11 protein-coding genes are annotated in these 11,190 nt (G+C 43.0%); 7 read left to right on the top strand and 4 right to left on the bottom strand.

Annotated features, from left to right (window positions below; translation table 11 throughout):
• Positions 1 to 3: 3 nt before the first annotated feature.
• Genes flgG through G3M65_RS06305 form a run of 3 tightly spaced genes read right to left on the bottom strand, consistent with a single transcriptional unit; the run spans position 4 to position 2,964 of the window.
• Positions 4 to 792: a flagellar basal-body rod protein FlgG gene (gene flgG, locus G3M65_RS06315; protein WP_173833736.1), complete on the bottom strand. Its 789-nt coding sequence runs from the start codon at positions 790 to 792 to the stop codon at positions 4 to 6.
• A gap of 18 nt (positions 793 to 810) precedes the next feature.
• Entirely contained in the window at positions 811 to 1,941 is a 1,131-nt protein-coding gene (locus G3M65_RS06310) for an NAD(P)H-dependent flavin oxidoreductase (protein WP_173833735.1), read from the bottom strand.
• A gap of 48 nt (positions 1,942 to 1,989) precedes the next feature.
• Positions 1,990 to 2,964 (bottom strand): ribonuclease H-like domain-containing protein, encoded by a 975-nt coding sequence (locus tag G3M65_RS06305; protein WP_173833734.1) that lies wholly within the window; start codon positions 2,962 to 2,964, stop codon positions 1,990 to 1,992.
• 135 nt (positions 2,965 to 3,099) lie between these two features.
• Here G3M65_RS06305 and G3M65_RS06300 point away from each other — a divergent pair, with 135 nt between their 5' ends.
• The 7 genes from G3M65_RS06300 (at position 3,100) to mtnC (ending at position 9,905) form a co-directional block, all read left to right on the top strand.
• Positions 3,100 to 4,509: a hypothetical protein gene (locus tag G3M65_RS06300; RefSeq protein WP_173833733.1), complete on the top strand. Its 1,410-nt coding sequence runs from the start codon at positions 3,100 to 3,102 to the stop codon at positions 4,507 to 4,509.
• Positions 4,510 to 4,528: 19 nt separating this feature from the next.
• Positions 4,529 to 5,746: a 2,3-bisphosphoglycerate-independent phosphoglycerate mutase gene (locus G3M65_RS06295; protein ID WP_173833732.1), complete on the top strand. Its 1,218-nt coding sequence runs from the start codon at positions 4,529 to 4,531 to the stop codon at positions 5,744 to 5,746.
• Positions 5,747 to 5,761: 15 nt separating this feature from the next.
• Positions 5,762 to 6,838: a cyclic dehypoxanthinyl futalosine synthase gene (gene mqnC / locus G3M65_RS06290; RefSeq protein ID WP_173833731.1), complete on the top strand. Its 1,077-nt coding sequence runs from the start codon at positions 5,762 to 5,764 to the stop codon at positions 6,836 to 6,838.
• Positions 6,839 to 6,859: 21 nt separating this feature from the next.
• Positions 6,860 to 7,456, top strand: a complete 597-nt coding sequence (locus tag G3M65_RS06285) for a methylthioribulose 1-phosphate dehydratase (protein ID WP_173833730.1) — start codon at positions 6,860 to 6,862, stop codon at positions 7,454 to 7,456.
• Positions 7,453 to 8,619, top strand: a complete 1,167-nt coding sequence (locus tag G3M65_RS10585) for a DNA-methyltransferase (protein ID WP_305793573.1) — start codon at positions 7,453 to 7,455, stop codon at positions 8,617 to 8,619. Before G3M65_RS06285 ends, G3M65_RS10585 begins: the two co-directional genes overlap by 4 nt.
• A 63-nt stretch (positions 8,620 to 8,682) precedes the next feature.
• Positions 8,683 to 9,237 carry a 1,2-dihydroxy-3-keto-5-methylthiopentene dioxygenase gene (locus tag G3M65_RS06275; RefSeq protein ID WP_173833729.1) on the top strand — a complete coding sequence of 185 codons (555 nt, stop codon included), beginning with the start codon at positions 8,683 to 8,685 and terminating at the stop codon, positions 9,235 to 9,237.
• Complete coding sequence (mtnC, locus tag G3M65_RS06270; RefSeq protein WP_173833728.1) at positions 9,234 to 9,905, top strand: acireductone synthase; 672 nt, start codon at positions 9,234 to 9,236, stop codon at positions 9,903 to 9,905. Before G3M65_RS06275 ends, mtnC begins: the two co-directional genes overlap by 4 nt.
• Here the strand turns inward: mtnC and G3M65_RS06265 are convergent.
• Positions 9,871 to 11,190 carry a heme-copper oxidase family protein gene (locus G3M65_RS06265; protein WP_173833727.1) on the bottom strand — a complete coding sequence of 440 codons (1,320 nt, stop codon included), beginning with the start codon at positions 11,188 to 11,190 and terminating at the stop codon, positions 9,871 to 9,873. The two genes, mtnC and G3M65_RS06265, sit on opposite strands and share 35 nt — an antisense overlap.

Below are 11,190 nucleotides of genomic sequence, written 5' to 3'. Positions count from 1 at the left end.
AGCTTACCTTCTTAAATTAGCGGTCTGTCCAAGCATCTCATCCGCAGCGGTAATACCCTTTGTGTTGAACTCAAAAGCCCTTTGAGCTATTATGAGGTTTACCATCTCCTCCACTATGTTCACGTTGGAGGCTTCAAGATACCCCTGAAGAAGCGTACCTATGCCCTGATTACCTGGGTTGTCCACTACTGGCTCACCTGATGCATCAGTTTGTATAAATAGATTGTTTCCTATTCTTCTAAGACCTGCAGGGTTTACAAACTTGGCAAGTTCAAACCTACCTACTTCTTCCACAGCGGTAGCACCCTGCCTCAAAACCGTCACAGTTCCATCAGGACCCACACCCACGCTTATAGCGTCTGGGGGTATGGTTATCTCTGGGTCAATTGGATAGCCATCTGGATTAACTATCCTTCCGTCCGCATCAAGCCTGAACTGTCCGTTCCTTGTGTAGGCTATTGTGCCATCTGGCAAAACCACCTTAAAAAAGCCCTCTCCCTGAATGGCTATGTCCAACTGATTGCCTGTTTGGAAGATGTTCCCCTGAGTGAAGATGCCGTAAGTGTCCGATATGTATGTTCCCAAGCCCACCTGAAAACCAGATGGATTTCTCGTAGCGGGCGATGTAGGTGCTCCCGGATCCCTTATGGTTTGGTAAACCAGGTCCTGAAAGGTTGCTCTCATTTTCTTAAAGCCCACCGTGTTCACATTTGCCATATTGTTGGATATCACATCCAAGTTTGTCTGCTGAGCGGTCATACCTGAAGCCGATGTCCAAAGTGCCCTAAACATATTACCCCTCCTTAAGTTTTATTTTAAAACAACTTCTTTCTCAAGGGTTGGGTCTGGTCTTTTGCCGGTGAGTATTTCAATAAGCTCCTTTACGCTTATTATTCCTTGCTTTTTGAGAAGATGACCGTTTGCACCGCTTATGAATATACCCTCCTCGTAGTTTCCAAGCCACGCAGAGCCAAGTCTGTCCGCTATGCAAAAGCCTACCTTCTTAGCCTCTTCCCCTTTGTTGCAGGGTGTTATGCAATGAGAAACACAGCCGTTCCACCCATTGTATCCGGCAAGAAGTCTTTCTATAAAGGGTGTCCTTACAACCCTTAGTGGATATCCCACAGGAGATTTAAAGAGAATTATGTCCTCTTCCTCCGCATTAAGAACTGTCTCCTTGTATATTAGTGGTGCATCACATTCATGAGTAGCTATAAAGCGTGTTGCCATTTGCACACCGCTTGCACCCTTCTGCATGTAGTAGACTATGTCCTTATAGCTCCATACACCACCAGCCACTATAACCGGAATGCCTCCCCACCTTTGGGCCTCTTCAAGGACAGAAGGGAAAAGGTTCTCAAGTTGATATTCTGGCATAAAGCATTCTTCGTATTTAAAGCCTTGATGCCCTCCAGACTTTGGACCCTCAAGAACAACCGCATCAGGAAGCCTTTTGTATTTTTTCTCCCAAGTCCTGCATATAAGGTTAAGGGCTCTGGCAGAGGAAACTATGGGAATTAATGCCACATCCGCATCACCTACATATTCAGGAAGCCTAAGGGGAAGACCAGCACCTGATATTATGGCATCCGCACCAGCCTCAACCGCATCCTGTGCCACTCTTCCGTAGTCAGTTATGGCACAGAGTATGTTTACACCTATGGCACCATTACCCTCCGAAATCTTTTTTGCCTCCTGTATTATCCTTGTGAGGGCTTCTTTGCTATGAGTGTATATGGAGCCTATGGGTCTTCCAAACCTGTCTCTTTTGACAAGCTCTGGATATCTGTAGCCAGTGCCTACCGCAGATACTACACCGACCGCACCCTCCCTCGCTACAGCACCTGCCAGCTTTTCCCAGGATATACCCACACCCATCCCACCTTGAATTATGGGAATTGGAACAGTTTTATTTCTAAGTTTTAAGGGTTTCAAAGACATACTAACCTCCTTCTCATAAATATATCCCCAACCTCCGCAGGAGCAAGATCAAGTTATCTCTTCCTCCTCCGATAGCTTTATTATCTTGTCTATGGTCTCATAACCCAAAAGTCCACACACATCCCTAAGGTCTAAATCAGAGTTTTTGACCAGATCACGTAGATAAGCTACCTGTCTTTCTGTAGGTCCAGAGTCTGCCTTTTCCTTGCATATATCTATAAGCATAGAGGTTTCCCTTCCACTAAGAAGATTGTTATCAAGGGCATACTCTATAAGTTCTCTGCCGTTAGAAAAACCGGCGGACTTTACGAGCTCAACAGCAGGCTCATGATAAAGATAGTCTCTAACTCTCTCATAAAGCATGCCTGTAAGAAGAGCGTCCCTTAGGTTGTAATCCGCAACCCTCCTGTATTCTTTTCTTAGAAAGGCATCCCTTATCTTTGAACCATCCATGTCGCCCTTATCTATGGGAAGATTGAGCCTTCTCGCAATAAAGTTAAGAGAATAGTTATTCCTGCCCACCTTGAATAGGTCTTTGAGGTCTATGTGGCTTATACCCTTAGAATAGAGGTGTTTGTAAAAAGCGGTAGGCTTCATACCTTGTATTATGGTTCTTATCTTTATAAACTCCATGTCAAAATACTTTCCGTGAAAAGTGATGAGCGTATCCGCATGCCTTAGATATTCCCAAAGGACACCAAGAAGCCTTCTCTCCGCAGAAAGAAACCCATCTTTTAGGGATATAGATGTATATAGGACTTCCACGTTCCTCTCGCCTACTGTAGTATGAGATTCTTCTTTTCTATCTTCCTCCCCCATGTAAAAAACGTAGCCTTTGCTCTCTTCCAAGAAGAAAAGAGAAAAGGAAACTAAAAAAGAAACATATGGATTAGTTGCAAGGTCTCTATGAAAATCTTCTTCAGACTCGTAATCTTTTCTTCCTTTAAGGTATGAAAGGTCTTCCTCTGTAAGTTCCTCTAATAAACAGAAGGTCTCAATATCAAGGCTGACAGTTTTACCCATACCATCCCTCCTATGTATATTTTAAAACAGACTATGACCATGAACACCAACAAAAATTTCCTTATAAAGGGATAAAAAGGCTTTATTGACTGAAAGTATATGGGGACTATATTCAAAACTAAGGAGGTGGGAAAAATGATAGAGCTAATACTTAACAAAGAAAGCCTTTCAAACAGGGAAAAATTAGTCTTCTTTAGAAGTCTTTTGCGTTCTGAGATGGAGGTTCTAAACGAATACTGCGGTGTGGACAATATGCCAAAGAGGTATGCGGTAGAGCTTTGCCATCTGCACAACATAAAAAAGGTCAATATAGCCAGGCTCTTGAGCATAATTGAGTTCTACGACCCAGATTTTATAAAGACCCTTGCCCTAACAGACCCAAGGGTAAGAAAATTTATAGGTTATTACTTTGATTTTCTCCGGACAAACCCATACGGATATGAAGCTATTGAACCTCAAAACCTATTCGGAAACTGGGACTTTATAAAATACAAGCTAAAAGTTCTCTTCCCAGAGCTTACCCTTGATGAGATAGAAAGGTTTAAGTTCAAGAGAAGGGAATTCGTAGAATACGCAAGGAAAAAGACCGGCGAAAGTGAGGAAGTAATAGAATCAAAGCTAAGCAAGGCAACATGGTATGAAACAGTCCCATACCTTGAGCTTGAGGAAGAAATGTCAAAGCAGTGGCATCCCGAGCCCATAATGACCGACGAAGACTGGAAGTTTATAAAAAGACATATAAAGGGAAGAAAGAACGTGGTGATTTTCCAAGATGGGAAAGAAAAGCTCGTTTATGTAGAGGTGGACATACCCGATGGGGAGCTTGATAAATACAAGAAGGACAGAGCTGGGTTAAAAAGACTTTTAATGCAAAAGTATAACCTCCCTGAGGATGGTGCGGAGCAGATACTAAGAAAGGCTGGCTGGGAGTCTGAAACCTACCACATAATACCACCAGTCCACACGGATGTGGTCTTAGACTATGGAGAGATTGAAAAGGAGTTGGAGGAAGAAGGGAAAGAGGAAGCAAATGTTAGCTACCATGAGCTTGCCAACTTTATAAGATATCTGGGCGGTCTTGAACTGGAAGAGTTAAACTACTTTGAGCTGATATACGACAAGGTAGAGCCAGAAGTCCAGAGCATCCTTGACCAGATTATAAGAACTCAAAGGAGAATACTGGGTAAGCTATTTGGTGTATTCTACACCGTTGACCCGCTTATGGCGGAAGCCATCCTAACCATAAAGCCAGAAAGGTTTGAGTTTCTAAAATCCCTTGCGGTAAAGGAAACTGTCAGAGACAAGGAGTTTAACCTATACTCTAACCTTGCAGCGTGGAACATAGTAAAGGATAGGATAGTTTCCCGTTTTCCTGAAGTTAGCTACGAAGAGATAGAGGAGTATAAGGGCAGGAGGCAGGACTTTGTGAAACTGCTTATGGAGAGGACAAAAAAATCACAGGAAGCTGTAGAAAGAGGGCTTGAGGAATGCGGATGGCTCAAAAGTGAAGAAATACCTCCTTTCCTAAGACAGATAGGACCATAAGCTGGTAAAATCTTAACTTATGTTGAAGGACTTGCTTGTAAAAAACAATACAAAGATACTCATGGTGGTCCTTGATGGTCTTGGTGGGCTACCTGTGAAGGATACAAAGACGGAGCTTGAGCTTGCCAACACTCCAAACCTTGACCGCTTAGCCAAAAGGTCTGCCCTTGGCATGCATATTCCTGTGGACTATGGCATAACACCCGGTAGTGGTCCTGGTCATCTGGGTATTTTTGGCTACAATCCCTTGGAGTATCAGATAGGTAGGGGTATATTGGAGGCTCTTGGTCTTGGACTTGAGGTAAGGGATACAGACATAGCCATAAGGGGCAATTACGCCACGGTGGAGAGGGTAGATGGTAGGTTAATAGTAAAGGATAGGAGGGCAGGAAGGATTCCTACGGAGGAGAACAGAAGAATAACTAAGAAGCTCTCAGAAGCGATAAGGGAAGTGGATGGTGTAAGGGTGTTTTTTGCACCGGGCATGGAGCACAGAGTTGCCTTGCTCTTAAGGTTTCCAGAGGCTCTTCCAGAGGGTAGCGACCGTATAAGGGACACAGACCCACAAAAGGAAGGACTTGAGCCTATAGAGCCGAAAGGCTTGAACGAAGCGTCAGAAAAGGTGGCTCACGTCTTGAGAAGACTTTTGGAAAAAATAGAGGAAGTGCTCGCAGATGAGCCAAAGGCTAACTATATGCTTTTGAGGGGTTTTTCTCAAAAGCCAAAGATGGAAAGTTTTGAAGAGAGGTTTGGTCTAAAAGCCTGTGCTATTGCGGTCTATCCCATGTATAGGGGTCTTGCAAGCCTTGTGGGTATGGAGCTCATAGACTTTGAAGGTCAGTCCATACAAGACCAGATAATGGCTCTCAAAGATGTCTGGCAGGACTATGACTTTTTCTTCCTGCATATAAAGAAAACGGACTCTTACGGTGAGGATGGCAACTATGAAGGCAAGATAAGGGTGATAGAGGAGTTTGACAAACATCTGCCAGAGCTTTTGGAGTTAAAACCAGACGTGTTTGTTATAACAGGAGACCACTCTACTCCCTCCGTGCTAAGGGGACACTCTTGGCATCCTGTGCCAGTGCTTTTGCATTCTCCCTACGCGCTGGGTGGAACTTCAGAGAGGTTTACAGAGAGGGAGTGTTTAAAGGGTGAGCTTGGCATTTTTCCCGCAGAAAAGCTCATAAATCTCATGTTGGCACACTCTTTAAGGCTTGCCAAGTTTGGTGCTTGAGATAAATTCTATGGCATGAAGACGCAAACAGAGATTTACGATAAAGTTCTTGAAGGAGAAAGGATAAGCCCAGAGGAAGCCCTTAGGCTCTTTGAGGAAGACCTATCCACTCTTGGCTTTCTTGCCAACGAGATAAGGAAAAGACATCATCCTGAGAACATAGCCACCTTTGTAATAGACAGAAATGTCAACTACACCAATGTGTGCGTTGCTGGGTGCAAGTTTTGTGCCTTTCAGAGAAAGGTAGGGTCGCCAGAGGGTTATGTGCTTTCAAAGGAGGAAATCCTCAAAAAGGTGCAAGAGCTGGTGGATTGGGGCGGGACTACTCTACTTATGCAAGGTGGTCTAAACCCAGACCTGCCAATAGAATACTACGAAGACCTCATAAGCTCCATAAAGGAGAGGTTTCCACAAGTTCAGGTTCATTCCTTTTCCGCTCCTGAGATAGTCTATTTGGCTAAGATAGAAAGGCTAAGCATAAGGGAAGTCTTAAGAAGGCTAAAAGACGCAGGTCTTGACTCTCTGCCCGGTGGTGGTGCGGAGATTCTATCTCAGGAAGTAAGAAATTTTCTAAGCCCAGGCAAGTGCAGTGTAGAGGAGTGGGAGCTTGTGCACAGAACTGCCCATGAGCTTGGTATGACCTCTACCGCCACTATGATGTTTGGGCATGTGGAAAAACCAGAGCATATAGTGGAACACTTAGAGAGGGTAAGAAAAATACAGGATGAAACAGGTGGCTTTACCGCCTTTATACCCTGGACTTTCAAGAAGGGTAATACCCTGCTGGACAAGGTGGAGGAAGCCTCTTCTACCTACTATCTCAAGGTGCTTGCCATATCAAGAATATACCTTGACAACTTCAAGAATATACAAAGCTCTCACGTAACTCAGACCATGCAGATAGGAACGATAGGCTTACACTTTGGTGCCAACGACCTTGGCAGTGTGATGATAGAGGAAAATGTCATCTCCTCTACTTCCTACAAGGTAAGCATACCGAAGGTGGAGGACATGGTTCAAGCCATAAAGTCCGCAGGCTTTATCCCTGCCCAGAGGGACACATACTATAGGATAGTAAGGCTTTTCAATTAAAGTGCTAAAATTATAAACCTTATGCACGCAGAAGTCTCTGAACTTATAGAGATAGGAAGGCTTTTGCATTTAAGGGGTTGGCTACCTGCAAGTGGTGGAAATCTTTCTGTGAGGCTTGAGGATGAGAGGGTGCTTATTACCGCTTCAGGAAGCCACAAGGGACATCTTACAAGAGAAGACTTTGTGGTGGTCAACCTAAAGGGAGAGATATTAGAAGGCTCAAAAAAGCCTTCTGCGGAAACGGAGCTTCATCTTTTAGTCTATAGGGTTTTTCCACAGGCAAAGTCCGTCTTGCATGTGCATTCTATAAACTCCACGTTAATATCAAGAATGGCACAAGAAGACATAAGGCTTGAAGGGTATGAGCTTCTGAAAGCCTTTGATGGCATAAAAACCCACGAAACGATTATAAGTGTCCCTGTCTTTGAAAACTGCCAAGACATGGAGGAGTTATCTAAGAAAATTGAAAAGAGACTAAAGGAAGAAAAGGTTTACGGCTTTCTCCTTAGGTCTCATGGCTTATACACATGGGGCAAAGGCATAAGGGAGGCTTATATAAGGCTTGAGGCTTTTGAGTTTCTCTTTGAGTGTGAGCTTAGGCTAATGCGTTTGGCATGAAGGCAAGGCTTTATATTGCGGACGCAAGAAGTATGAAAGAGTTGAGCGACGAGAGTATAGACCTTGTCATTACCTCACCACCCTATTGGCACATCAAAGACTATGGAGTTGAAGGTCAAATAGGATATGGACAGAACCTGCACGAGTATTTAAAAAGCCTATATGCGGTCTTTAAAGAATGCTACAGGGTTCTAAAAGGAGGAACTAAACTTTGCATAAACATAGGAGACCAGTTTGCCCGTAGCATAGTCTATGGAACATATAAGGTTATCCCCATCCATGCGGAGATAATATGCATGTGTGAAGAAATAGGCTTTGACTATATGGGTGCTATAATATGGCAGAAAAAGACAACTATGAATACCACAGGTGGGGCAAACGTAATGGGTAGTTTTCCATATCCGCCGAATGGTATCGTAGAAATAGACTACGAGTTTATACTAATTTTCAAAAAAGAAGGTAAACGCAAGGTTGAAAAAAGCGTTAAAGAGGCTTCAAAATTGACAAAAGAAGAGTGGAAGGAATACTTCTCTGGTCATTGGAAATTCGCAGGTGCAAGACAAGTTGACCACGAGGCGGTTTTCCCAGAAGAGCTTCCAAGAAGGCTAATAAAGATGTTTTCCTTTGTAGGAGACACGGTGCTTGACCCTTTTGCAGGCAGTGGGACAACTCTCAAAGTAGCCTTAGAGCTTGGTAGAAAAGCCATAGGCTATGAGATAAAGGAAGACTACGTTAAATTGGTGAGAGAGAAATTAGGTTTGTTTGGGCTTGAGGTCATAAAAAGGGAAGTTCAGGACTATAAGGTAGAAGAGGTCAATTATGAGCCAAAGATAAAAGATGCTAAGCCATTGATTGATGAAAAGAAGTTTAAGTTTAACGGAGATAGATTATACAAAGTTATAAAAGTGCTTTCAGAAGATACCCTCTTACTTTCTACTGGCATTAAAGTGAAATTGGCTGGTGTGAGGATTAAGGACAAGAAGTCTGCTTTAGAATATTTGAACCGTTATGTAAAGGGCAAAGAGGTGTTTTTGAAGTTTGTGAGTAATAGCAAAGAAAGTCCTTATGATACAGTTATTGCCAGAGTATTTCTTAAAAATAAAATCCACATAAATAGAAAAATGGTGCAGATGAATATTGCGGAGGAAGTTCGTTTTAACTAACAATTTAGATGAGGACAAAAGACACTTTTGAGTTTAAGCTATAATAAACTTAAGAGGTCCGAAATGAGCTTGCTGGTGGTTTATGACGAAGAAGGAAGGCTTTTGGAGGTTGAAAGGGATTACGAAAAGATATCTCAGAGGCTTGCGTCCATTGGCATACGCTTTGAAAGGTGGGAGGCAAAGGCAGAGCTTCCCTGGTCTGCAGGTCAAGAAGAGGTGCTTGAAGCCTACAAGGAGGATGTGGACAGGATAGTGAAGGAGTTTGACTTCAAGTCTATTGATGTGGTAAGCCTAACACCAGAGCATCCAAAAAAGGAAGAGCTAAGGAATATGTTCCTTTCAGAGCATACGCACTCAGACTTTGAAGTGAGGTTTTTTGTTGATGGCTGTGGAACCTTTTATCTGCACCCTGAGGATAAAGTCTATGCGGTCTTGTGTGAGAAGGGTGATTTCATAAGCGTGCCTGCAAACACAAAGCACTGGTTTGATATGGGAACAGAGCCTTTCTTTAAGGCTATTAGGTTTTTCTCCATACCTGATGGTTGGGTGGCGAACTTTACTGGCTCTGACATATCCAAAAAAATACCAAGTCATGACCATATCCTAAAGCTAAGATGATAAGGGCGATCATAACAGACATAGAGGGGACAACTTCGTCCATATCCTATGTAAAAGAGGTTATGTTTCCCTACTCAGAGATAAGGCTTAGAAGTTTTCTTGAGGCTCACTGGCAAGAGGATAAGGTCAAGGAGCTAATAAGAGGGCTTGAGGAAAAGCTCCAAAGAAGTGTAGACCTTGACACCGCAGTAAAGACCTTTGAGGAATGGATAGACAGGGACCTAAAGGAACCACTTCTCAAAGAACTTCAAGGGCATATATGGGAAGAGGGGTTTACTTCAGGAGAATTAAAAGGACACATATACGAAGATGCTTACAAAAAACTCAAAGAGTGGAAGGAGCAAGGCTATAGGCTCTATGTTTACTCTTCTGGTTCTGTAAAGGCTCAAAAGCTCTTTTTTGGAAACACGGACTATGGAGACCTTACCTATCTTTTTGATGGTTTTTTTGACACTTCTGTGGGAAGTAAAAAGGAGAAGGAGTCTTATTTGAAAATTGCTGAGCTTATAGGTCTAAAGCCGGAGGAGTGTTTGTTTTTGTCTGACTTGGAGGAGGAGCTTGACTGTGCAAGGTCCGCTGGTATGAGAACTATAAGGGTTGTAAGGGACACGGAAAAGACAGATTCAAAACACCCTATTGTGGAGAACTTCTACCAAATAACACTTTAAGAGAGTAGAGAACAAATATAACACCACCTGCAACTGCAAGAAGTGTGCCAATACCCATTAGACCCAAAGACATAAGCACTAATGGGTCATCGGTAAAGCCTGTGCCATAGGTTTTTCTTGGTGCATTCCTTAAACCTGCAAAAAAGAGTCCCAACACAAAAAGCACCATGCCAGTGCCGTATAGATAAACTTGGGGCAGGGATAATTTGCTAAGCCTTTGGGTATATCCCAGCTCCTTAAAGAGGTGGTAAGCGATTGTCATAAAGGCAAGGGTTTGGCTGGTTATTACTCCATGATAATGGGCAGGAATGCTAAGGTTTGACTTCATTCCTATGTATTCGCTTGAGGGGTTAATAAAATAAGACACAAGGGAAGGCAGAACTCCAGCATAGGCGATAAATACACCAAGCAGGTAGAGGACAAGAGAGATAAAAAAGGCTGTGGAATATAGGTCTTTGCCCATCTTATAGTTTTTAAGCAAGAAGTATATATGGAAGAATATGGGAAGACCAAGCCCTACCGCATATCCCAGGTCTGTAAGTCTTCTTGCACTTTCAGAAACAGGGTCTGCAAAAACTATGGGAATAAACACATACATAAAGCAAAAGGAAAGAAACAAAAAGCTCACATATCTAAGTCTTCCAAGTTCAAGTTTTATACCCTTTATCTCAAACAAGTAATACCAAGCGTATAGGAGCATAACACCGTTTATAAACTGATGGATGTGCCCTGGAGCCCAGTAGAGCCTTTCGTAAAAAAGGTAGAGCTCTTCTCTTGAGCCTGCCTTTGGTATAGAGGTAAGGAAGGCAAGAAGCATAAAAATAGAAAGCAGGATAGAAATTGATGCTAAGTGTTTCCTTGGGTTTTCTGAGAATATACCCTTTTCAGCTCTTGCCAAAAGTCCAAAGCCACCGAGCCAAAAACCGGCGAAAAAGAACAAAGCACCAAGCCAGAAAAGTGGATGGTCTATGGTGGGAAGGTAGTTGTTAGACACTCCCTTGCCAACTCCAAGAAGAGAAACGAGAGCTATAAGGAAAATACCACCTAAAGAGAAGTAAAGGGGGGTTTTAAGCTCCTCTCTGAAGGTCAACTGCCAAAGAAGAAGACTAAAAGTTAAGAAAAATCCCACTATAGCAAGGTCTACATGTCCTATTATAGAATGGTAAAAATAGCCGGGTGGGACAAGTTTATAAACTGCGGGGGTTCTTGCTATCGCGGCAACGAGGGCAAGCAAACCACCAAGACCCAAAGAAACAATAGAAAGCAAAAGCCATTTTTTGTGCAT

Origin of the sequence: Hydrogenobacter sp. T-8, assembly GCF_011006175.1 — a bacterium.
Taxonomy (GTDB): Bacteria; Aquificota; Aquificia; order Aquificales; family Aquificaceae; genus Pampinifervens; species Pampinifervens florentissimum.
Note: the sequence above shows the minus strand (reverse complement) of the source record. Positions and strands in the feature narration are given on the sequence as shown.